This is a genomic window from Desulfotignum balticum DSM 7044 (assembly GCF_000421285.1).
Classification (GTDB): domain Bacteria; phylum Desulfobacterota; class Desulfobacteria; order Desulfobacterales; family Desulfobacteraceae; genus Desulfotignum; species Desulfotignum balticum.
This window is the reverse complement of the sequence record NZ_ATWO01000001.1, coordinates 1,968,439-1,991,709: the sequence shown is the minus strand read 5'-3', so window position 1 is coordinate 1,991,709 and position 23,271 is coordinate 1,968,439. Positions and strand designations below refer to the sequence as shown.

The following is a 23,271-nucleotide window of genomic DNA, read 5'->3' as shown; positions in this document are numbered from 1 at the left end:
GCTGGTTCAATGTCCTGATCTATAACTGCTGGTAAAGGGTTTTATAGGTGTGTATCATCCGATCAAACGTAAAGTTTTCCAGAAACCTTTTGTTTGCCTGATTTCCCATTGCCTGTGATTTTCTTTTATCCAGGGCCGCTTCTGTCAGTGCCCTGGACAGGGCGGCACCATCCCCTGTAGGTACCACCCATCCGGTCTGGTTGTTTACAACAATTTCAGGGTTGCCCCCGGCATTGCTGACAATGGCTGGAACCCCGGCGGACATGGCCTCAAGAAGAGCCATGGATGTGCCTTCACTCAAACTTGCCAGAACAAATACGTCCAGTACCGGTGCCAGGGCAGCGGCATCTTTCTGATACCCGGCCAGGACCACATGATCGGAAAGCGACATGTGAATAATTTTTTCTTTGATTTCATTGAACAGGGGCCCATCCCCGATGATCAACAGTTTCAGGTCAGGACAGCCGGCCAAAGCTGTCTGAAATCCATCCAGAACAACACAGAGATTTTTAATGGGATCCAGCCGGCCGATAAATCCGGCCACCACATCTTTTTGAGTGAAACCGAATCTGGCCCGCAAGGCCCTGCGTTCATCCGGGGCCATGGCAGGCAGGGGCCGGGTCCCGTTATACACCACATGGGTTTTGTCCGGGTCAAGGCCTTCATAGAGAAACAACCGGTTTTTCACATCATGGGACACGGCGGTCACCGTGTGTGTCAGTCTCTGCAAAACCATCCGGTTGAACGCCCGCCTTTTTTTATTGAGCACCTCAGGATACAGCCGGCCGTGTTCTTCAAACAAAAGTTTCGGCCTGGGATACAGCAGCCGTGATAACCCGGTATAAAACCAGGGGGTGCACTGATGGGCGTGAAAAAAATGGATAAGGTTCCGGGCCGCATACCGGGCCAGCATTACCGGCAGCCGCAGATCCAGTCCGGGCTGGCGGTAAAGGGACAATACCGGTATGCCGGCCCTCCTGATCGGGTCCGCCCAGATCCCGGGTTCATCCAGGCAGATGATCCGGATATCATATTCTTTATGCAGTGCCAGGGCCATGTCAGCTGCCAGGCGTTCTGTACCGCCTAAGTTCAAGGAATGCACCACATATGCCACCCGTTTGTTCACGACAACAGATGATCCAGTTTTTCCAGGCAGGTCTGCCAGGCATACCGGGTTTTGATCATCTCCCTGGCTGACCGGCCCAGAGAGAGGGCATATGGCCGGTTTTTCAAAAGCGTCACAACCGCCCCGGCAAACTCGGTTTCTGTGTCTGCCACCAGCACATGGGTCCCGGCCCAGGCATTGATACCGCAAAAAGCAGCAGATGTGGCAACCACCGGCCGGCCCATGGCCATGGCCTCAAGCACCTTGTTCTGAATTCCCCTGGCAATGCGCAAAGGCACCACACACACCGTTGCTTTTTGATAATATTCCCGGATATCTGCAACATACCCTGTGACAACCACACCGGCTGTTTTTGACAATGCTCTGATCTCAGGGGATGGATTGCTTCCCACAATCAAAAATCTGATCTGTGGGAAAACTTTTTTTATCTGCGGCAAAATTTTTTTGTAAAACCAGATTACCCCGTCAATATTGGCATAATAATCCATGGCACCGGTAAACACCAAGGTGGGATCACTGCCGGGTTCAGGTAATTGCGTATCCCCGCAGAAATAATCTGCATCCACCCCGTTGGGCACCGGGGTCACATGTCTGGCACCCGGCACCTGCCCCTTAAACAGGGCAGCTTCATTTTCAGAAACAAAGATGGAAACATCAAATGACTGGTTGATTTTTTTCTCATACGCCAGCAGCCGCCTGGACTCAGCCAGAAAAATTTTTGACATGGGGAATCGTGCGGTTTTGGCATACTGGCGCCACTTATCAGAATCCACGTCACAAAAATCCATGACCAGCCGGGGAGCCGGCTTTTTTTTTCTGATGGCCGGCAGGTTATAAAGCACATAGGGAGCCATGGAAGAGGAAAAACAAAAAACAGCCTGGTAGGGTTTTTCATTTAACAGCGCCAGCACCCGGTGTCTGGCTGCGGCATCATAAAAATACCCCTGTGTGATCGATTTTCCTGCAACAAACCCCAGGATGCCTTTTATTTTCGCCTTCAGTGCATTTACCGGAAAAACAAACACCTTTTCACACAGTTTTTCCAGGTCTGCGGCAAACCGCACATCACCCGGATCATCTGCAAAGGTGACCAGATCAATCTGCCATTTTCGGCACAGATAGGTTATCTGATGAAAGGTGCGGATCTTGTCCCCTTTATCAGGTGGAAAAGGAATCCGGTGGCAGATATACAGCAGCCTGGGCTTTGGATCAGTCATGTTTTTTTAAAAAAACCACTGCCATGGTCCGGGCAGTAAAATAAAGATACAATAGTACAGTCAACTGCAGTTTTTGGGTCAGATCTGTTTTTTTTCCTCTTAATTTATACAGGGCCGGCAGGAGAGGAAAACAGGCCGCAGCCAGCACCATCCAACCTGTTGCAGCTGTGAGATGAAACATCAGAAAAATCAGACAGGCCGGCAGAAATATCCCGAAATAGACCGGCACTGCAAGACTTGGCAGCTCCTTGAAAGAGATACCGTGGGCAAACACTCCGGAAAAACTTGACCTGCCCCGCCACAGCTCTTTTTTGAAAAATTCTGCCATGGTGGCTGCCTCTCCCAGATGAACCACCTTTATGGAGCGGTCTGACACAATTTTTCCATATGCAGATACCCGGTAGGAAAAATCAACATCTTCGCAGGTTTCCAAAGATTCATCAAACCCGCCGGCTTTCATAAACACCTTTTTTGCCACAAACAAATTCATGGATTCAAGCCAGTCAACATCAGCCACATGTGTTTTTTTTTGTCGGACAATGAACCAGGTGTTCTGAACCCATGTGGCGTTTTCAGGGATCTTTGGGGCCGATCCCCAGGCAGCAACAGTATCATCCTCAAAATACCGGGCCGCACAGGCAACCCAGTCAGGCGAGACCACACAGTCGGCATCCACAAATGCCAGGATATCTCCTCTGGCATGCTCGGCCCCCAGGTTTCTGAGGCCAGAAACATTTTTTGTATCATCTTGTAACACAATGGCACCTGATGCGCGGGCAATATCACAGGTGCTGTCAATGGATCCATTGTCAATGATAATCACTTCCAGGTGCGTTTTGGGCCAGTCCAGATCTGCAATGGATTTAAGGCACCGCGGCAGACAGGCTTCTTCGTTATACGCGGGAATGATAACGCTGACTGTGTGTGTCATGCTAAAGAGAAATATACTTTCGGGTCAGAACGCCCAGACCGGTGCTCACCGGCCCCGGCAGTTTTCTTATTACAGCTTCTGCCAGATTTCTTTTCATCCCTGACCTGCCGGCCGGCTGTTTCTTTGATGGGGCAAGATGCGGAAACACAGCCGGATCAAACGCGGCCCAGTGCAGATCAACCGGGACCGCTCCCCACTGTTTTTTAAACCGGAATGTGCCGGCATCGGGCGTGGACCGGCCAAAGTCCAGCATTTTAAAACCATTGGCAGCGGCAAAGGACAAAAATCCCCAATACAGCAGCATATTGGGGTTCAAGGAATTGAAGCGGCGCAGAGACGATGCCCAGGGAACCGATACCAGACAGGGATGGCACAGGATCATGCCTGCTGCGGCCGGCTCGCCTGCCGGCGTGGTCACCACCCCGATATGGGCACGGCTGCCGTAAAAAGCCAGAATCCGGTAAAACCATTCAAATGAATGCACCACTGATCCCAGATCATGCATGTTTTCACAAAAGATCCGGTAAAACAGGGGCAGAAGACGGCGGCCGCCCATATGAAACTTCAGGCCGTCCCGCATCGGTTTTTTTACCTGGCTCCTGACTTTGGATTTTAAAGATCCCAGCAGGCAGTTTGGATCATCCGGCAGCGCCCGCACCATCCTGACCTTGCCGGAATGGCGCGTAAGATTTGGATCCAGACCGGCAAAAGGCTTCACAGACCGGATTGCCACTTCAGGGATCTTTTTTTGGGCTGCATATGCCATTGCATGGGCAAGCAGGGCTGCTTCAGTTTCAGGTGAATCAGCCAGAACTCCGCCGGCATCACAATAGGGCAGTGACACCAGTGCCCCTTTTGTAAAGGGCGCATGCAGATGAATCAGGGGCAGAATCCCTTGTACCCGGCCCTGGTTCTGCTGCCGGCTCTGGGCCACAAAACAGATGCTTTTGAACCGGTACGCCGCTTCAACCGCCCGGATGAACCCGGATAACTGGTATGCGGTACCGCCCGGATGGTTGCAGACATAGTGGTTCCATGCACCCTGATCCTGAGAAGTGGTGGGCCGGATAAAAACTGTTGAACTCAGCATGGCATCTGCGCCAAAAACCGGCTGACAGTTTCAAACCTGGCCCATTTAAAGGCCTGGATCATGGCGGCCAGTTTTGAGGCGGTGCGGTTCAGGCTGGTGTAATGACGAAATTTCAGCCAGGGGTGGATTCCTATGACCCGGGGCTGGTCCGGATCAAATTCCCAGGGATGGGCATAAAACACAAACGCATTTTGTTTTTTTAAGACAGACTGCATCCCAAGCTTGAAAAAAGCGTGCGGCAGCAGCCTGAAATATCCGCCTCCGCCCAGGGGCAGAACCCGGCCGCGGAACTCAAAATTGCTCACCGGCACTTCACAAAAACCCGGGCTGATGCAGACAGATCCCCGGTGTTTTGAAAATTGTGAAAAATCAAATTTCCCATAGCGGCCATGGCCCGAAAAGGAATTGTAGCTGGAATCATACCTGTAGCCGGCCTTTTGGATCAAATTCAGCGCCGTTGGTGTGATGGAAAAACTTGGGGCGCGGTACCCTGAAACCGGCAGGCCCAGCATATCTTCCAGCATTTTTCTGCTCATATCCAGATCCTGGGCCAGTTCTTTTGGGGTCATTTGTGAACACAAACCGTGCCCAAATCCGTGGGATGCGACTTCATGGCCCCTTTGGGCTATATTTTGCACCAGATCCGGGCATTTTTGGGCTACCCAACCCAGCACAAAAAAGGTGGCTTTGGGTCCAAAGTCAAAAGAATCCAGCAGATCCAGAATCAGGTCTGTGTTTTTTTGAACCCGCAGTTCCCGCTGGTGCCAGGTTGAAACCGGAATCTGTGACTTGAGATTCTCAACCTGGAACCAATCCTCCACATCAAAGGTCAGCAGGATGGAAGGCTTCTCTGCCGATGCCGTGGTATTCAAACCCAAATTCCGCCACCTCTTCAGGATCATACTGGTTTCTGCCGTCAAAAATGATCTTCTGGTTCAAAAGCTGTCCCATGCGTTTGAAATCCGGGCGGCGGAAGGTTTTCCATTCCGTCACCAGGATCATGGCATCCGCGTTTTCCAATGCCTGGTACTGATCGTTTGCCAAAATCAGGCGGCTGCTTTCCAGCCACGCTTCGGGCAGTTCTCTGGCTGCCTGTGCCATGGCCACCGGGTCATAGGCACACACGGTGGCACCGGCTGCAAGCAGATTGTCTATGAGAACGATGGAAGCGGCCTCTCTCATGTCATCGGTGCCGGGCTTGAACGCCAGTCCCCAGAGGGCAAACCGTCTGCCGCTCAGATCCGTGCCCAACCGGGCTTTGATTTTTTCAGCCAGCACTTTTTTCTGAAGATTGTTCCGGTTTTCCACCGCTGCCAGCACTGCCGGGTCCACCCCGGTATCTTTGGATGTTTTAATTAATGCCTTGACATCTTTGGGGAAACAGGACCCGCCATATCCGGCCCCGGGATAGATGAACGAATACCCGATGCGGGAGTCGGACCCGATTCCTTTTCTGACATTTTCCACATCCACGCCCAGGTGTTCACAGATGTTGGCGATTTCGTTCATGAACGAAATCTTGGTGGCCAGCATGGCATTGGCCGCATATTTGGTCATCTCCGCATCCCGCACGTTCATGAGAATCATCTTGTCCCGGTTCATGGAAAACGGGGCATACAGCCGGGTCATAATTTTGGCGGCCCTTTCCGAGTTCGCTCCCACAATGATCCGGTCCGGTTTGAGAAAATCCTGGATAGCGGCCCCTTCCTTGAGAAATTCCGGATTGGACACCACATCGAATTCAAGATCAATTCCCCGGGTGTCCAGCGCTTCCTGCACCACTTCAGCCACCTGGTCGGCCGTGCCCACCGGTACTGTGGATTTGTCCACAATCACCGCGTAATCGGTCATGCACTGCCCGATCCGGGCCGCCACCCGGCGCACATACTGCAAATCAGCGGATCCGTCTTCTCCCGGCGGGGTGCCCACGGCAATAAAAAAAATCTGGCAGTCCCGGGCGGCGTCTTCCAGACGGGTGGTAAACTGTAATGTGCCGTCCGCCATATTCTCCTGGACTATCCTTTCCAGGCCCGGCTCATAAATCGGCAGAATCCCTTTTTTCAGGTTCTCAATTTTTTCGGTGTCAATGTCCACACAGGTGACCCGGCTGCCCATTTCGGCAAAGCAGGCTCCGGTTACAAGCCCCACATACCCGGTGCCGATGATTGTCAGTTTCATGATTGTTTTCCTGTCTGTCTGTTTTCTAATTTCAGTTCAATGATAAATACCAGATATACCAGGACCAGGGCGGCCCCGAAAATGATCAGTCCGGACATGTCATGGAGAAATCCATGGGCCGTATCCGGGCTGATCCATACCGCCATGGCGCCGGTGACGGTCAGCCGGATCACATTGACGGCCACGGCAATAGGAACAGCTGAAAAGAACAAAACCCATTTTTTCACCACAGATAACGGGGCCATATACGCGAAAATGCCGGTCAACGCCAGCAAAGAGGTCAGGGACCGCAGGCCTGAGCAGGCATCCACCACTTCCAGGGAAGTGACGGCCAGATGCAAAATGTTGCCTTCCCGATACACCGGGATTCCGATCCATGCAATCATGCCGGCAGACAGTTTTGCCGCCAGCAGTTGAAGGGGAAATGCCACCTGGTTCCACAGAATGGCCGGGATGGGAATCATCAGGATCAGATAGGCCACCGGAATCAGCACAGCCTTAAACATGGGAATTCCCAGTGCGTAAATGATGATCCCGGACAAGGTGATCACCATGGAAAACCGCATCATAAAAAGTTCCGCCCCGATATTGGCCGCCACATGGACCAAAAGCCCCAGGATGATAATCCCCAGACCGATCCGGGAAGGCTGTATGGGGATTTTTCTGAGCTGATCTTTTTTATACCAGACCATGTAAAGAAAGATCACCGGGATCAGAAATCCATGGGAAAAATTGGGGTCTGAGGACCAGTCCGACACCAGGCCCGAAAGGGTCCTGAAAAACAGCACGAAAAATCCGACAAAGATAAGGCCGGCCTGGATCCAGAAACGGGTGTTTTTGTGTATCATATTCTTGGCCTCAGGAAGGGATATAATCGTCCAGTAAAGGTTTCAGGTCATCGGCAAAATCTTTGAGCAGCAGGACCGCTTCCTGGCGGCTGTTTTTTACCGGCGTGATCAGCCGGACAAACGCGCCGTCGGTGCGGTTGCGGAAAACCGCATCAATCACCAGCCAGATTTTCTGCATATACTCCGAAGCGATGATTCTGCCTCTGGAATGGAACCAGTAGAGTACCATCTGGTACTGATCCCCTTTTTTCAACACCAGGGAGGCCACTTTGAAAGACGCTCCGGTTTCAGGATCCGTCAAAATCTCCCGGCCGGTTTCCACAATATTCCATCCGGCACCGGGCATGCAGTTTCTGGGAGAATGGATCAGATCCCCCTGGCGCTGGCTCTGGTAGAACCCGATATACAGATTGACAAATTGACCCGAAGGCCGGGTAAAATCCGACAGCACATACGCTTCCACACCCAGCACATTGGAGATCGTTTCATCCAAAGCCCCTTTTTTACCCTGCCAGGGGCCGATGCGGTCCGGAAAATCATGAAAAGCTTTGGCCGGCGGAATATTTTCGGTACGGCTGGTGAGCATCACTGCCCCGTGGGCAGCTGCCAGAAGTGCCACCACCACGATAAGTCTGAGCCAGGACATGGCTATCGCTCCCAATTGAACAACTGATCTTCCAGGGCCTGCCTGGACGGGTCGGCTGACATGGTTACCGGGGTTTCAGGCACCAGGTCAATTTTCAGAAACAGGCGGTTGTCCGTGTAATCCTCTCTAAAGGCATCCGTGGTAGTGAAATCCACAAATGAATAGCCGACATTGACATACAGCCATTTCAGGGGCTGCCAGGCCAGACTTGCCCCCAGTATCATCCGGGTATCTTCCCTGTCTGATGCGGTTTCCTGATACTCATCCCGCCGGAGCGCAGCGGACAGGTTGGATGTCACCTGTTTGAACAGGAGATGACTCAATTGCGCGCCGGCCTGATAATACGTGGTGAATCCCAGGCTGGATGCCTGGTCTCCTGATGCGGCATATCCGCTGATGCCGGTCAAAGACAGTTGGGTTCTGGGACTGAAGCTGAAAATTTTATAGGCATCGATATCCAGGAACGGATCCACGGAATCATTGTCATGGTTGCTCCAGTCATGGAACAAGGCCCCCACACCCAGGGAGATGCCCGAATCCTCGGTGACCTGCCAGTCAAACCCCACGGACGGATGAAAGGTGTGATGGGTCAGATCCTGTGTTTCCGAATAGGAATGCCGGTACTTTACAAAGGTATCAAAGGTTTTGGAAACGGTTTTGATGAACCGGATATCTCCGGACAGGGTTCTGGTATAATCAAAGGTATCGTCAAAATCCCGGTCTTCATAGGACAGGTTTGCATCCATCCCATATCCGGGGGAAAACCAGTAGGATACATAACCGGCAGGTTCGTACCGGGTGTAAGCATCCGGGTCCGGGTTTTCATAGGAATCAAATTCATACAAAAAAGTCACCCGCACATGGTTTTTAGGGCCGTACTGGTGATGCACCCCGGCCCGGCTGGTGTTGCGGGTGTGTTCCTTGTAATCCCCGGTGCGGGACTGGCGGTCGAACCGGTCTTCATACTGGTGACCATAGGTGAGGCGGGTGGCTTTTCCCGTCTGGGATATGCCTGAAACATAGGCCTGGTGACGTCTGGATTCTCCTTCCAGGTTGTCGGAGTCCCCATCGTAAACCAGTCCATAGATGAGATCCGTGTGCCGGGCCGGGTTTATTTCTCCGGTCAGCGTCACATAATGGCCGAGCCGGTCCCGGTCATTGAGATTCCTGTAATCTTTATACTCCGGAGAATAGCTCAGATACAGGCGGTGTTTTTCTTCCAGAATGCCGGCAGTGAATTGCAGGGCGTAGGTGGTGATGAACTCTTCTTGTTTGTTGGTATGAGTGGAAAAATAATTGTCCTGATATTCTTCGGTCACCGACAACACCGGAATGACCTGAAATACGGTTCTGGCATGCCCCTGTCCGGCAACGGCCCATACAAAGCCTAAGATCAGAACAAATCGAAAAATTTTCTGTCTGTGTCTGCTGATTTTTTTTCCCATGGGATGGCTATGGCACAATGATAACATCATCGGCCTGCAGAAAAATATCCTTGTTCATTTGACCTTTGACGATATCTTTGTAGTCGATTCGAAACACGGAAAGGTCGGTTCCGTTACGCCGGTACAGCAGAATCCGGTCCTTGGATGCCCATTGGGTGAACCCCTTGGCCAGGGCAAAGGCCTGAATCACCGTCAGTTTTTTAATCAACGGATATTCTCCGATTTCCAGAACCTCTCCCAGAATGTAATACCGCTGACTTACAGCATTGACCAGGGTCACCGTGACCATGGGTGCTTCCACAAATTTGGATAGCTGGGTCTGGATCGTTTGCTTCAGGGCCACAGTTGATTTGCCCAGGGCCAAAATGTCGTCCAGCAATGGAAAAGTGATTTTTCCGTCCCGGCGTACCTGCACCATATCCAAAGACAAGTCCGGCTCTTTCCATGTATGGATGCTCAGGACATCTCCGATACCGATGATATAATCACCGCTGGCACTGATGCTGCCGTTTTTTTCCGCCGCGGAGGTGGAAAATGCGATCAAAACCATCAACGCGGCCAGCCCCATTGTTACTTTATAGTTTTTTTTGCGCATAGCTCCGCCCTTTCGATGCCGTTTCACAAAAAGGCACCCATTGGAATGACTGATTCTATTTAATATAAAATGCTGAACAATTCAACTTGTGTTGCCATAATGGCTGTAGGGATACCGGGACAACACCGGTTTTTTTGAAAAATTTTTGATCACCCCCAGAATTTTTTTTCTGCCGTAGATATCAATAAGATTTTCCACTTGTTTTCGGGTGGTTTTCCCATACCGGACCACAATAACAATACCGTCCACCACTCTGGCAATGGCATTGGTTTCAGACGTCAGATTGGGGGGTGGGGTATCGATAATCACATATCGGTCCCGGTACCTGGATTTAACCTCATAAAGCAAGGTCCGCATCTGCTCGGATGACAGCAGTTCCGACGGATTCTGCGGGATGGAGCCTGCCGGCAGCAGCGTCAGTTTGTTGATAAATGTTTTTTTGAGCATTTCAGGCAACGGCATGGCCCGGGCCAGATGATCACTAAGCCCCGGGCCTTCCGGGAAGCTGAACAGGGTGTGAAGCGTCGGGGATCGAAGATCACAATCCATGAGCAGCACATATTCATCGATACTTTTAGCGATACTGACTGCCAGGTTGGCTGCCACAAAGGATTTGCCTTCACTCGGAGACGGGCTGGTGATCATGATGGACCGGGGCGGGTCCCCTTTTTCAGGAAACAGGATATTGTTTTTCAAAATTCTGAACTGTTCCGCTTCCAGGGAATGGGGCTTCAACAAGGTCACCATGGACGGATGCACGGTTTTCGGTAAAATCTGCCGGTCATTCGCAGGAATTTCCCCGGTTTTTACTGTATGGACCGGTACCTCATCCTCCTGAACTCGATGGTCCTGCCTGGCTTTTTCCAGGGCATCAAATAATTTCCCCAAGTCAGCGCTCCCTTAATTTAAATGTGCAGCATCGTTTTGATGGCGGTGAGGGTCCGGTCCAGCCCTTTGACATAAAGAACGGCAAAAAAAGCAAAAAAAGCCGCCGCATACAGACTGCACAACGCAAATGCTGCCACCTCAACCCATTTGCGGGTAGTGGCATTCGAAGTTTGCAATTCAGGAATTGTGGCCAGAATCGATAACTTCAGTTCCTCCTCAATCTGCTCATCCCGCCGCAAAGAGGAATCAAAAAATTCCAGCAGAAAAATAATACCGGCAGCCAATCCCAGGCCTGCGGCCATGGACAGGAAAAAATATTTTTTCACATCCGGCGACACCGGTTTTTCAGGCAATTTGGCAGAATCCAGGATTCTGAACTGTTCCCCTTTCTGCTTTTTTTCCATGTTGACAGAAAGCTCCGCTTCCAGTTTTCGATTCAGCAGCGAATTGTAGATATCACGGATATTGGCATAATCCCGGTTTAATGACTGTAATTCCATTTCCCGCCGGGGGGTTTCTTCCACCCGCTTCTGATAGGTCACCATTTTTTTTTCAATATCGTCCAGCGCCATGGTCAAAGATCGGATTTCACCTTTGAGTTGGTCCCGTTCTGATTTCAACCGTTTCAACCGGGGATCTTCCGGAGGCGGCACCAATGGTTTCAATGGGAGATCTGTGTTTTCTGCATCGGGGTCGTTTTCTTTTGCCACCAGTTGTTCAAGATTTTCAATGGTTTTCGCAAGCCGTTTCACATCCGGATGCCGGGGGGTGTAAACGGTCAGCAATCGGTCATATTCCTGACGGGCCTGACGCAGTTTTTCCTGATTTTCCGTAACCACATCTCTCATCCCGGTTTCCGGGGTACCAGACCCTTCCTGAATCGGTTGCCGGGCCCGGGTTTCAATCTCGTTGATCCGGGATTCCACCAGGGCCAGAGAGGTTTTCGCTTCCCTGAGGATGACATGCTTGTCCACCATCTGCTGCTGAAGCCGATCCAGGGTTCTCAGATTGGTCTCCAATTCATCGGGAAGTCCGCCTAAATGCTGGGCACGGTATTCAGACAGTTTTTTTTCCAACTCTTCCAGCCGCTGCCGGGTCTTTTCCAGCTCAAAATCCAGAAATTCGCTGGTTCCCACAGCCTGCGCTTCTCTGACTTTAAGGTTTTCATCCATGAAATAACTGGCAAGGGTGTTGGCGATACGCATCACCCGTTGGGGGTCGCTGCCGCTGAACCGGATGGAAAACGATTCAGTGCCATGCCGTGCCTGCTCAATTTTCACATTTACCCGTTTGCGCATTTCTAAAATTTTATCTTCCAGATACATATCCGGACGATCCGCATACAAGCCAAATTGATCGATGATCTTTTCCAGATTGCTCCGGCTCAGAATCTGCTGGGAAATGGTATTAATCCGCTGATTGATACTGGAGGTCACCACGGACCGCACATATTCGGACGGCACGCTCTGCTGCTGAACCAGAATCAGGGTGGATGCCTGATAGGACTTGGGGGCCTTGAGCGTCAGCCCCACTCCCAGAGTCAAAAAAAAGCAGAGTGAAAGAACGATCAACCACCTTCGTCTGACAATGATTTCCAGAATCTCTTCCGGTTTGATCGGTTTTTGAGGTTGCAGCATGTTCACCATGACATTGTCATACCTGCTGAAAAAATTGAAAAAACGAGTATCGCGATTCTATTTATTTATGCGCGCATTCTTTCTTAGCAGGGCTGTTTTGTCAACCCCAAAGAACCCGGGATCCGGATATTGACAAGCGCTGTTATTCCAATTAATCTGTCATATTATGACAACACATGCCTCTGTATTACTCAAAGACTATACTCCGCCTGATTTTCTGGTGGACCGGGTGACTCTTGTTTTTGATATCCGGCCCGAGGAAACCCGGGTGACTTCGACATTGACCCTTTTTAAAAACCCTGACAAATCCAACAAATCTTCTGTTCTGAAAATGGATATGGGGGATTTCCGGATTCTGTCTGTAACACTGGATGGCCAGGACCTGTCTGCAAAAGATTATCAGGCAGACGGAAAAAAATTCATTGTCCCGGATGTGCCGGACCGGTTTACTTTGGAAACCCGGACATTGCTTTGTCCGGAAAAAAACACCCGGCTGGAGGGATTGTATCGATCCAGCGGCATTTACTGCACCCAGTGCGAAGCTGAAGGATTCCGCAACATCACCCCGTTTCCGGACCGGCCCGATGTCATGGCCCGGTATACCTGCACTATTATTGCCGACAAAACCACGTGTCCGGTGCTGTTATCCAACGGCAACCCCTTGGAAAAAGGGGATCTGCCGGACAACCGACATTTTGTGACCTGGGAGGATCCGTTCAAAAAACCGTGTTACCTGTTCGCCCTGGTGGCCGGCAATCTGTCCTGGATTGAATCGCCGTTTGTCACCCGGTCCGGAAACCAGATCACCTTGAAAATCTTTGCAGAGCCGGAAAACGTTGACAAGTGCCACCATGCCATGCGCTGCCTCAAACAGGCCGTCAAATGGGATGAGGAACGGTTCAATCTCGAATATGACCTGGACCTGTATCAGATTGTGGCCATCAATGATTTCAATGCCGGTGCCATGGAAAACAAGGGGTTAAACATTTTCAATGCCAAATATGTGCTTGCCGACCCGGCCACGGCCACGGATGACGATTTCATGAACATCCAGCGGGTGATCGGGCACGAATATTTTCACAACTGGACCGGTAACCGGGTTACCCTGAAAAACTGGTTCCAGCTCAGCCTGAAAGAAGGGCTGACCGTTTTCAGGGACCAGGAATTCACCTCGGATCTGAATTCCCGATCCGTGGAGCGCATCAGCAATGTCAAAACACTTCGATCCTTGCAGTTTCCGGAGGACAGCGGACCCATGGCCCACCCGGTGCGGCCGGACGCCTATATCAAGATGGACAATTTCTACACCATGACCGTGTATGAAAAAGGCGCGGAACTGATCCGCATGATCCATCAGTTCCTGGGGGAAACCCTATTTCAACAGGGAATGGCCTTGTATTTCAAGCAATTTGACGGCATGGCCGTCACGGTCGAGGATTTTTTGTCTGTCATGGCACAGGCCGGCCATATGGACATGACCCAGTTCAAGCGATGGTACACCCAGTCCGGTACGCCTACAGTGACCGTGACCCGGTCCTATGACCCGGACACCCGCATTCTGTCAGTGACCTTTGCCCAGCACACACCTTTGGACAGAAACCAGTCTGAAAAACAGCCGCTGCATATTCCCATCCGCATGGGGTTGATTGACCCTGAGGGCAAAGACATCATTCCGGAACAGGGATCATTGATCCAGATGACGGATAACACACACACTGTGGCGTTTCAGAATGTGCCTTCCGGCACCCTGCCCTCGGTATTCCGGCAGTTTTCCGCCCCGGTCAAGATATCCACGGATCTTTCGGATGAAGAACTGGCATTTCTCATGGCCCGTGATACCGATGACTTCAACCGGTGGGATGCGGCCCAGACATTGTTCAACAAAGAGATTCAAACCCTGGTGTCCGCCATCTCCCGGCACCGGCCGCTAACCGTATCGCAGAACCTGGTGCAGGCATTTGAAACCGCTTTATCAGACCAGTCCGCGGACCGGGCATTTCTGGCCAAAGCCCTGGCCATTCCCCAGGAAATGGAACTGGCAAATCTGTTTGACTGCATTGATGTGGATGCCGTCCATACAGCCAGACAACACTTGAAAACCCATCTGGCCGCTACGCTTACCCCTTTGTTTTTAAAAACCATTGACCAGTGCGGTCACTCCGACCCCGAAAGTCTTTCCATCCAGGATATCGGGAACAGAGGATTGAGAAACCTGGCAATATCTTATATGGCAAGCCTTGGCACGGCATCTGTCCATGACATCGTATGGAAGGCATTTCTGGCGGCTGAAAACATGACCGATGAATTTGCCTGTTTTAAGATCCTTTGTACCACCACCCCTGAGTTGAAACGAAAAAGCGCGGCCCGGTTTTATGATAAATGGTCCCATGATCCCCTGGTCATGGATAAATGGTTTTATGTCCAGGCGGTTTCTCCTTTGGCCGATACGTTGCCATGCGTGAAGGATCTGGTGACACATCCGGATTTTACGTTGACCAATCCCAACCGGGTCCGGGCCCTGATTTACGGATTTGCCATGAATAATCCCGTTCATTTTCACGAAAAAACCGGCAATGGGTATGGGTTTATCACGGACAAAATCCTGGAACTGGACACAATCAATCACCAGATCGCGGCCCGTCTGACCGGATGTTTCAATCATTGGAAAAAATATGATTCCCACCGACGGGTTTTAATGAAACAATCCCTTGAAATACTGGCAGCCTCGCCAAATCTGTCCACCAATGTGTATGAGATTGTTTCCCGGGCCCTGGCCTGATAGCTAGTGGCTGTAATAAGCCAGGTACCAGTCCACAAACTGTTGAATGCCCCGGGGCACAGGCGTGGAGGGTTTAAATCCGGTATCGGTCATCAGATCGCTGACATCGGCATAGGTGGCCGGCACATCCCCGGGCTGAAGCGGCAGGTATTCTATTTGGGCTTTTTTGCCTAACGCGGTTTCAATGGCTTTGACAAAATCCATCAGCGCCACAGGCTGGTTGTTGCCGATATTGTACAGCCGGTAAGGTGCGCAGCTTGATGACGGATCCGGCCGGTCCGAAGACCAGTCCGGGTTTGCTTCCGGAATCCGGTTCATGACCCGGATCACCCCTTCCACAATATCATCGATATAAGTGAAATCCCGCTGCATTTTCCCATGGTTGAACACTTTGATGGGCTCGTTTTTCAAAATTGCTTTGGTAAACAGGAACAGTGCCATGTCCGGCCGCCCCCAGGGGCCGTACACCGTGAAAAAGCGCAGACCGGTTGTCGGCAGATTGTATAGATAACTGTAGGTGTGGGCCATCAGTTCGTTGGCTTTTTTGGATGCGGCATACAGGCTGATGGGATGATCCACGTTCTGGTGCACGGAAAACGGCATATGGGTATTTAAACCGTACACGGACGAGGAGGACGCATACACCAGGTGCTTCACCTTGCTGTGGCGGCATCCTTCCAGAACATTTGCAAACCCGGTCAGGTTGCTGTCCACATATGTGGCTGGATTTTCAATGCTGTGGCGCACCCCGGCCTGGGCCGCCAGGTTCACCACGCAGTCAAACGCGTGGGATACAAACAAAGCCGCCATATTCTGGCGGTCTGCCAGGTCCAGTTTTTGAAACACAAAGCCGGGCTGTTTCTCCAGCCGGGCCAGTCGGGCCTGCTTCAGGGTTACATCATAATAATCATTGAGATTGTCAATGCCGTAAACCGTATGCCCTGAATCCAGCAGGCGTGCACTCAGGCTGTAGCCGATAAATCCGGCAGCGCCGGTGACAAGAACGTTCATTTCAATTCCTTTTCAAGTTTGTGAATGTGATACAATGTGGCCCCCACCGGGGCAAATGAGAGTGTCAGAATATTGAACCAGGGAACGATGAGCAGCAGACCGAACCCGATATGAAAGCTTAAGTTCTGTCGCAGAAACCTGAGTCGATCCCTGAACGGCCGCATCTGTCTGGCCGGGACCAGGTCGGTATTGTCCCAGGCCAGAAACACCCCGGCGGTGATGGCCGACAAAAAGAAAATCACCGGTCCCAGGGGGGTAAAAAATCCCGCCACCATGATGACAATGGTGATGATCATGGGTATGACGGCCCGGGGAATTTCCTGAAAAATCAAATACCCCGCCAGCTTGATCCAGGAACCGTCAGCATAGGAGATCTCTTTTCCCAGAACAATTTTTTCCGTGACCCGGGACATATAGTCCATGATGAATACATTGAAACACACCTGAGCCACCAGATAGGCCGCCACCACACTTAAGGCGGCCAGTACCAGGGACAGCAGCCAGGACACCAGGTGCCAGACATAGACCAAAACCCCGCTGTCCGGCAGGGTCCAGATTCCGGACATGATCGCGTCATGATTCAATAAAATCATTCCTGAAAACAACACCGTCAGAATCAGGATGACGGCAAAACGCAACAGCCCGAGCCACAGCAGTTGCGGATGACGGAATGACAGCGTCAACCCCTGAATATTGTATTGAATGCCTCGAAAAAAATCCATCCGCGTTCCTTGCATCCCGCAATGATAAGCCTTATTTATGAATTACAACTGAACGTGTACTATAAAAACACGCATCACCAAATACAAGGAGATTTTTTTTCATGACCGTTTATTATGTGGATGGGGCATTTGTTCCCGCCCATGAAGCAATGATCCCGGTGGATGATCTGGCCATTCTCCGGGGTATCGGTATTTGTGATATCATGCGCACTTTTCACGGCAGGCCCTTTTTTGTGGATGCGCATATTGACCGGCTCATGGATTCCGGAATAAAAATCGGACTGAATCTGCCCTGGACCGCCAAAAATATCAAACAGATCGTGTTTCAAACCCTGGAAAAAAATCCAGGCCTGGATGAAGCCAACATCCGCATTGTCATCACCGGCGGCTCCAGCCCCGATTTTCTGACACCCACCGGCCGTCCCCGGCTCATCATTATGGTCACCCCCATCAATAAACTGCCGGAAACGTGGTACACCCAGGGGGTCAAAGTGATCACCCTGGTCCAGGAACGGCCTTTGGCCGGTGCCAAGGTCACAGCCTATCTCCCGGCCACCATGGCAATGACCCGGGCCAAAGCCGCCGGAGCCATGGAAGTGATTTACATAGACAAAAACCGGAATGCCCAGGAATGCACCACCAGTAATCTGTTTGCGTTTTTCGGCGATACCCTGGTCACCCCGCCGACGGACGGTATCCTTAAAGGTATTACCCGGAAAGTGATCCTGTCTTTAGCGGCAGACCGGTTTAAGGTGTCGGAATCCCCCATCCCCTTGGAAAAACTGCTCACTGCGGACGAGGTGTTCATCACCGGCACCAACAAAGGCGTGGTGCCGGTGGTCCTCATCGATGACACCCCCATTGGAAACGGCAGGCCCGGTTCTCACACCCAGACCCTCATGGCCGCTTTGGCCGACCATTCAAAAAATTTTTAACCAAAAAATAATGACACATGATGTTTAAATACCGGCACAGACATCATTTTTTTCCATATTCGGATCATCATCGGCCGGATCACAGCAGATCAGGTAGGTGTCGTCACTGAGAAAGTCTTTGTATGAAATCAGGGGCATTTTTCGAATCACAGGCTGTGCCAGGCGGAAGCGGTCCGTGAGAAATTCAAGGAACGGGGTATTGGGTTGAGGCGGGGAACCGGCATCGGATGCCGCCAGTTGCCACAATACGGGAGTGCCTGGACCCACAATAGCATTTTCAAGGATCTCCAGCAGGTTTTTCTCGATGTGAATCCCGTTTTGTTGACCTGAACTTTCCAGGCGGGAGGCAATGTTGACCGGTTTGCCGATGCCGGTGACAATCTGCCGGTCCCGGCTGCCCAAAGGACCTACCAGGGCGGATCCAAAGGACATGCCGGCCCGGAATGCAATGGAGATGCCGTGGGTATTCACCAGATCGGCCACCGTTTTATCCGGATCCATGGGGTGCAAGCCTTGAGTCAAGGCCCGGATCTGGGTGAGCACGGTCGTGAGGACCAGGGTCATGATCATGACCCGTTCCGACAGACTGGAGGGAACGCCCCGATCCGGCGGATCGAACAACGGGATACTTTCCAGAAACACCGCATCCCCGATAAAATTATCCACCCGGCACCCGTATGCCGCAGCTGTGTTTGCCGTAATTTCATGGCACAGGTTGAGTACCAGGAAAAATTCTCGAGGAGACAGACAATTACGCATCCGGCTGGAAGACACCATGTCCATAAACGCGAACACCCCATTGGGTTCAATCACCGGCGCCATGTTCAGCTGGTCTTCCGTGACCGCGCCCACCGACTGCAGATGCTTGTTTAACGCATCCATTTTTTTGGCTTTTTCATTCATTTCGAGAAACGTTTTTCTCAGGTTTCTTTCCTTGCGCCAGATGATTCTGGCGGCCCTTCGGCCTTTGGCCTGGCCAAGATGGGCGATGGATGCAATTTCGATGGCTGAAATCAACTGACCCAGCCGGTTTTTCAATTCTTGGGGGTAAGAGACCGGATCATCCCCTGTTTTTTCAAACAGCTGCGGTTCCACGGTGTTGAGCACAATAGCCCCATAGTCGGGGATATACACGGAGATAAAATTATCCGGTTTGAACCAGTGAATAATATTCATATTCACCTGCATGTCCTGCAGCACCTCAAACCGCTGGCCATCATAGGCAGTCACTGTCATATGCTCCCGAAAGGGATGATCGGTCATTTTTTTCCGGGGGATATGGTCTGTGAACAGCATTTTGATGCCGCTGGCATAGTATTCACTGTGTTTGCGGATGACATTGGCAATCACCCCGTCCGTGGGTACCCGCCGGCCCTGGACATCTCTTTTGTACAGCCAGATGGGAGAAATATTGAACCAGCGAAGCAGGGTGGGACCCACCCATTTAAGACCGAACCCGGACAATCCCTGACCGGTGATCTGATGCACCACGCCCCGGTCCCATTGCCGGGGAGGTAAAAACCGTTCCCCGGTATGATTGGTGCCGTACAACAATCCGGCTTGGCGTGCGTTGAACAGACGGCGGCTGAACGTCAGCAGCAGTCCCAGCACATTTTTCTTCCTGAACGCCAAACGTTCAAACCGTTGGATATCCGGTATCTGTGAAAATATCATGATGTTCCTTTCCAGATCCAGAAAACTCCCGCATCTGCTCACTGACAGATTGGCTTGAAAACTATCGGGTCATGGCGGACAGGATCTGTTTGGTTTTAACCAGGGCCTTGGCGGTCTGGTTGGGTTTAAAACCTAAATGAAACTGAACACACTCTTTTTTGATCCATTGGAACTGTGCCACTGACTGCCATTTTTTCTCCAGATCCGGCAGAGGCATGGGCAGGTGCGGCAAAGAAAAAGTCAGCACCAGGGCCGACGGATCGATATCCAGCCGCTGGACACCGCACTGGATGGCCAATACCCGAAACATGATCTTTAACAGCATGTTTTCCGCAGAACGGGGCAATGGGCCGTACCGGTCCAGCAGTTCTTTTTTCATGTCTGATATATCTGACAAAGACGTGAGCCGGGACAGTCTTCGGTACAGGGTCAGGCGCTGGGACACGGATTCGATATATGTTTCGGGAAACCCGGTGGACATGCCCGCATTGATTTCCGGATCCAGCGGTTCCAGGTGGGTGTCATCTTTCAGGTCATGGACCGCCTGGTCCAGCAGTTTTAAAAACAGATCATATCCCACCGCCGCAATATGTCCGGATTGGGACGCACCCAAAGCCGTGCCTGCGCCTCTGATCTGTAAATCTTTCATGGCAATCTGAAAGCCTGATCCCAGATCCCGGTATTCCATGAGCGCGGCCAGGCGTTTTCTGGCATCTTTGGAGATCCGGGATTCATCGGAAACAAACAAATATGCATAGGCCTGATGATCCCCTCTTCCGATCCGGCCCCGCAACTGATAGATCTGGGACAGTCCGAACCGCTCGGCCTTGTCGATGATCATGGTGTTGGCCGATGGAATGTCCAGGCCGGATTCAATAATGGTGGTGCACACCAGCAGGTTGATCTCCATATTGACAAATGCCAGCATGACCCGTTCCAGCTCCGCTTCGGACAACCGGCCGTGGGCCACACCGATGCGGGCGTCCGGCACCAGTTTCTTCAGATTGTCCGCCACTTTGAAAATGGTCTTGATATTGTTGTGAACAAAAAATATCTGGCCGTCCCGGGCCAGTTCTTTGTTGATGGCATCTTTGACAACACCATCTTCATACGGGGTGATATAGGAAATGATGGGCTGACGGTCTGCGGGCGGGGTTTTGATCACGCTGATATCCCGCATTCCGGTCAAAGACAGGTGCAGGGTTCTGGGAATGGGGGTGGCACTTAAAGCCAGCACATCCACGGTGCTGCGTTTCTTTTTCAAAACCTCCTTGTGCCGGACTCCGAACCGCTGTTCCTCGTCAATCACCAGCAGTCCCAATGATTTGAACGACACATCCTTCTGCAAAAGCCGATGGGTGCCGATGACAATATCCATCCGGCCGTCTGCCATCTGGTCAAGGATCGCGGTCTGTTCTTTGCGGGACCGGAACCGGGACAGCCCGGCAATATTCACGGGATAATTCTTGAACCGTTCCCGGAACGTGGCCAGATGCTGTTCCGCCAGAATGGTGGTGGGGACCACCATCGCCACCTGTTTGCCGTCATTGACCGCCTTGAACGCGGCCCGGATCGCCACCTCGGTTTTGCCGTATCCCACATCGCCGCACACCAGCCGGTCCATGGGCGTATCCGACTCCATATCCAGATGCACCTCATCAATGGCTTTGAGCTGGTCTCTGGTTTCCTCATAAGGAAATGTGGTTTCAAAATCCTGGTAATAATTGTCGGGTTGACTAAAGGAAAATCCTTTGTTGATCTTTCGTTTGGCATACAGATCCAGCAGGTCCGCCGCCATCTTTTCAACTTCTTTTCTGGCTTTGGCCTTGGATTTGATCCAGGCTTTGGAACCGATTTTGTCCAGCACCGGTTTGTGACCGTCCACACCGATGTATTTGCCGATCATCTCCATGCGGTCCACCGGCAGGTACAAGGTGTCTTCATCCTGGTACAGGATCTTGATGAAATCCTGGGAAATTTTTCCCACATCCAGATTGACCAGACCGTCATACCGCCCGACTCCGTGCTCGGCATGCACCACAATATCCCCGTTTTCCAGCTCTTCCGGAGCGATCATTTCGGTTTTCAGGTCCCGGGAGGACCGCATGACCCGCCGCACGCGTTTTTTGCCGAAAATCTCCTCTTCCGTAATCAGCACCAGGTGATGGTCTGTCAACACAAATCCGGTGGATAAGGTGCCCACCACAAAATACAGCCCGGCAGTCCGGGATTCTGCTTCCTGAATGGTTTTCAGCGGGGCCGGTGTCAGGCCATAGGGTGCCAGCAGCGAGATCAGGCGCTGAACCTGGGCATCCTGGTGCAGCACACACACGATTTTGCTGCCTGCGGTCACCCGGGAATCGATCCAGTCCACCAGGGGCTTCAACGGGGTGTCCGACCGGTTTTTCATCCCCAGAGTTTCCGGCAGAATGTCAATGGTTTCCGGATGAAACGAAAATACGGCTTTACCTCTCCGGGTCCGGTTCAAGGCAAGATCATCAAACGTCAGATGCGGGGTCTGGCCGATTCTTTCCGCCACCTGGTCAAACGGCACCAGACAGTGATCCGGATCTCCTCCCAGGCGTTTTTCCGCCGTCAAAGTCTGAAAATTTTGCCGGGCCCTGTTTTCATAATCCACGGCTTTTTCCGCCAGATTTTCCGGAGAATCCCAGATCACGCAAAAACCGTCCGACAAATAATCAAACGTATCATCCAGGGTATCATACACCATCGAAAGCATGGTTTCGATCCCGGCAAACCGGCCGGTCTGACGAATCTGGGTGACATATTCCCGGATTTTGGCATCGTCCAGGCCGGCGGCTTTGGCGTGTGACCTGAGCCGTGCCAGCACATGGGGTTGATCTTGATCCAGCAATATGGCTTCAGTGGCCGGGATCACGATCACTTCGGACAATTCTTTGATTCCCCGCTGGGTATACGGAGAAAAACTGCGGATGGACTCCACCAGGTCTCCGAAAAATTCCATACGGACCGGCCGGGGCATCCCGGGAACAAACAGGTCCAGTAGATCGCCCCGCACCGCATATTCTCCGGGGTCTTCCACCAGAGACACCCGATGATATCCGCCGGCCTCCAGTCGGTGGATCAAGTCATCCCGGTCCGTCTCCTCATTGGCCATCACCAGTTCGGCATATTGGTCCAACCGGGTTTTAGGCATCAGTTTGCACCGCAGCGTGTCAATACTGATTACCACCAGATATGGACCGTTCCGGGGTGCAGACAATTTGGACAATACCGCCATCCGGCGCAAAGATGTCTGCCGGTGGTGAGACAGGGATTTGAATGGCAGGATGGCATGACCGGGAAAAAGCAGAATGGCATTTTTCCGGTCCGGCAGAAAAAATTGCAGGTCATTGACAAATGTGTCTGCCTGACCCGGATCCGGCAATACTACCAGCAGATCCCGGTTCAGGCGGTGAAACATCCGGGCTGCCAGCCAGGCCTTGTGGGACCCGTGTTGCCGTGTGAGTACAAGGGGGCTGTCCTGGGACAGCATGTGATCAATAATATTAGATATCATGAAATGAT

At 51.8% G+C, this 23,271-nt stretch carries 18 protein-coding genes; 2 read left to right on the top strand and 16 right to left on the bottom strand.

Annotation, left to right across the window (positions count from 1 at the left end; genetic code table 11):
• Positions 1-19 precede the first annotated feature (19 nt).
• The 12 genes from K365_RS0110090 to K365_RS0110035 form a co-directional block, all read right to left on the bottom strand.
• Positions 20-1,126, bottom strand: a complete 1,107-nt coding sequence (locus tag K365_RS0110090; RefSeq protein ID WP_024334465.1) for a glycosyltransferase — start codon at positions 1,124-1,126, stop codon at positions 20-22.
• Entirely contained in the window at positions 1,123-2,343 is a 1,221-nt protein-coding gene (locus tag K365_RS0110085; protein WP_024334464.1) for a TIGR03087 family PEP-CTERM/XrtA system glycosyltransferase, read from the bottom strand. Before K365_RS0110085 ends, K365_RS0110090 begins: the two co-directional genes overlap by 4 nt.
• Entirely contained in the window at positions 2,336-3,274 is a 939-nt protein-coding gene (locus K365_RS0110080) for a glycosyltransferase family 2 protein (protein WP_006966364.1), read from the bottom strand. The genes K365_RS0110085 and K365_RS0110080 overlap by 8 nt, the downstream gene beginning before the upstream one ends.
• Position 3,275: 1 nt before the next feature.
• On the bottom strand, positions 3,276-4,364 hold the full coding sequence (locus tag K365_RS0110075; RefSeq protein ID WP_024334463.1) for a GNAT family N-acetyltransferase: 1,089 nt from the start codon (positions 4,362-4,364) through the stop codon (positions 3,276-3,278).
• Entirely contained in the window at positions 4,358-5,242 is an 885-nt protein-coding gene (locus K365_RS0110070) for an XrtA system polysaccharide deacetylase (protein ID WP_029725133.1), read from the bottom strand. The genes K365_RS0110075 and K365_RS0110070 overlap by 7 nt, the downstream gene beginning before the upstream one ends.
• Positions 5,187-6,542 (bottom strand): UDP-glucose dehydrogenase family protein, encoded by a 1,356-nt coding sequence (locus K365_RS0110065; RefSeq protein WP_024334461.1) that lies wholly within the window; start codon positions 6,540-6,542, stop codon positions 5,187-5,189. Before K365_RS0110065 ends, K365_RS0110070 begins: the two co-directional genes overlap by 56 nt.
• Positions 6,539-7,390, bottom strand: coding sequence for an exosortase/archaeosortase family protein (locus K365_RS0110060; protein ID WP_024334460.1), 852 nt, complete (start codon positions 7,388-7,390; stop codon positions 6,539-6,541). Before K365_RS0110060 ends, K365_RS0110065 begins: the two co-directional genes overlap by 4 nt.
• 10 nt (positions 7,391-7,400) lie before the next feature.
• On the bottom strand, positions 7,401-8,036 hold the full coding sequence (locus K365_RS0110055) for an exosortase C-terminal domain/associated protein EpsI (RefSeq protein ID WP_006966359.1): 636 nt from the start codon (positions 8,034-8,036) through the stop codon (positions 7,401-7,403).
• A 2-nt stretch (positions 8,037-8,038) separates the two neighbouring features.
• Positions 8,039-9,481, bottom strand: coding sequence for a porin family protein (locus tag K365_RS0110050; RefSeq protein ID WP_029725132.1), 1,443 nt, complete (start codon positions 9,479-9,481; stop codon positions 8,039-8,041).
• A 7-nt stretch (positions 9,482-9,488) separates the two neighbouring features.
• Positions 9,489-10,076 (bottom strand): polysaccharide biosynthesis/export family protein, encoded by a 588-nt coding sequence (locus K365_RS0110045; RefSeq protein ID WP_024334458.1) that lies wholly within the window; start codon positions 10,074-10,076, stop codon positions 9,489-9,491.
• Between the two features lie 81 nt (positions 10,077-10,157).
• On the bottom strand, positions 10,158-10,964 hold the full coding sequence (locus K365_RS0110040; RefSeq protein WP_006966356.1) for a polysaccharide biosynthesis tyrosine autokinase: 807 nt from the start codon (positions 10,962-10,964) through the stop codon (positions 10,158-10,160).
• Positions 10,965-10,981: 17 nt separating this feature from the next.
• A complete protein-coding gene (locus K365_RS0110035; RefSeq protein ID WP_245569158.1) occupies positions 10,982-12,601 on the bottom strand; it encodes a GumC family protein in 1,620 nt (539 codons plus the stop codon).
• A 166-nt stretch (positions 12,602-12,767) separates the two neighbouring features.
• On the opposite strand from K365_RS0110035, the gene pepN reads away from it, so the two are divergent.
• Complete coding sequence (pepN, locus tag K365_RS0110030) at positions 12,768-15,380, top strand: aminopeptidase N (protein WP_024334457.1); 2,613 nt, start codon at positions 12,768-12,770, stop codon at positions 15,378-15,380.
• A gap of 3 nt (positions 15,381-15,383) precedes the next feature.
• Here the strand turns inward: pepN and K365_RS0110025 are convergent, their stop codons facing one another.
• Both K365_RS0110025 and K365_RS0110020 read right to left on the bottom strand, forming a co-directional pair.
• Entirely contained in the window at positions 15,384-16,391 is a 1,008-nt protein-coding gene (locus tag K365_RS0110025) for an NAD-dependent epimerase (protein ID WP_024334456.1), read from the bottom strand.
• Complete coding sequence (locus tag K365_RS0110020) at positions 16,388-17,113, bottom strand: EI24 domain-containing protein (RefSeq protein WP_024334455.1); 726 nt, start codon at positions 17,111-17,113, stop codon at positions 16,388-16,390. Before K365_RS0110020 ends, K365_RS0110025 begins: the two co-directional genes overlap by 4 nt.
• Before the next feature lie 101 nt (positions 17,114-17,214).
• Here K365_RS0110020 and K365_RS0110015 point away from each other — a divergent pair, with 101 nt between their 5' ends.
• Positions 17,215-18,048 (top strand): aminotransferase class IV, encoded by an 834-nt coding sequence (locus K365_RS0110015; protein WP_024334454.1) that lies wholly within the window; start codon positions 17,215-17,217, stop codon positions 18,046-18,048.
• A gap of 24 nt (positions 18,049-18,072) precedes the next feature.
• Here K365_RS0110015 and K365_RS0110010 read toward each other — a convergent pair whose 3' ends face one another.
• On the bottom strand, positions 18,073-19,722 hold the full coding sequence (locus K365_RS0110010; RefSeq protein ID WP_024334453.1) for an adenylate/guanylate cyclase domain-containing protein: 1,650 nt from the start codon (positions 19,720-19,722) through the stop codon (positions 18,073-18,075).
• A 61-nt stretch (positions 19,723-19,783) separates the two neighbouring features.
• Positions 19,784-23,263: a transcription-repair coupling factor gene (mfd, locus tag K365_RS0110005; RefSeq protein ID WP_024334452.1), complete on the bottom strand. Its 3,480-nt coding sequence runs from the start codon at positions 23,261-23,263 to the stop codon at positions 19,784-19,786.
• Positions 23,264-23,271 lie beyond the last annotated feature (8 nt).

Bases quoted from the DNA above. Each gene is read 5' to 3' on its own strand.
- K365_RS0110085 (WP_024334464.1), bottom strand. From the start codon at position 2,343: ATGACTGATCCAAAGCCCAGGCTGCTGTATATCTGCCACCGGATTCCT.
- K365_RS0110080 (WP_006966364.1), bottom strand. From the start codon at position 3,274: ATGACACACACAGTCAGCGTTATCATTCCCGCGTATAACGAAGAAGCC.
- K365_RS0110075 (WP_024334463.1), bottom strand. From the start codon at position 4,364: ATGCTGAGTTCAACAGTTTTTATCCGGCCCACCACTTCTCAGGATCAG.
- K365_RS0110065 (WP_024334461.1), bottom strand. From the start codon at position 6,542: ATGAAACTGACAATCATCGGCACCGGGTATGTGGGGCTTGTAACCGGA.
- K365_RS0110060 (WP_024334460.1), bottom strand. From the start codon at position 7,390: ATGATACACAAAAACACCCGTTTCTGGATCCAGGCCGGCCTTATCTTT.
- K365_RS0110055 (WP_006966359.1), bottom strand. From the start codon at position 8,036: ATGTCCTGGCTCAGACTTATCGTGGTGGTGGCACTTCTGGCAGCTGCC.
- K365_RS0110050 (WP_029725132.1), bottom strand. From the start codon at position 9,481: ATGGGAAAAAAAATCAGCAGACACAGACAGAAAATTTTTCGATTTGTT.
- K365_RS0110045 (WP_024334458.1), bottom strand. From the start codon at position 10,076: ATGCGCAAAAAAAACTATAAAGTAACAATGGGGCTGGCCGCGTTGATG.
- K365_RS0110035 (WP_245569158.1), bottom strand. From the start codon at position 12,601: ATGCTGCAACCTCAAAAACCGATCAAACCGGAAGAGATTCTGGAAATC.
- pepN (WP_024334457.1), top strand. From the start codon at position 12,768: ATGACAACACATGCCTCTGTATTACTCAAAGACTATACTCCGCCTGAT.
- K365_RS0110025 (WP_024334456.1), bottom strand. From the start codon at position 16,391: ATGAACGTTCTTGTCACCGGCGCTGCCGGATTTATCGGCTACAGCCTG.
- K365_RS0110020 (WP_024334455.1), bottom strand. From the start codon at position 17,113: ATGGATTTTTTTCGAGGCATTCAATACAATATTCAGGGGTTGACGCTG.
- K365_RS0110015 (WP_024334454.1), top strand. From the start codon at position 17,215: ATGACCGTTTATTATGTGGATGGGGCATTTGTTCCCGCCCATGAAGCA.
- K365_RS0110010 (WP_024334453.1), bottom strand. From the start codon at position 19,722: ATGATATTTTCACAGATACCGGATATCCAACGGTTTGAACGTTTGGCG.
- mfd (WP_024334452.1), bottom strand. From the start codon at position 23,263: ATGATATCTAATATTATTGATCACATGCTGTCCCAGGACAGCCCCCTT.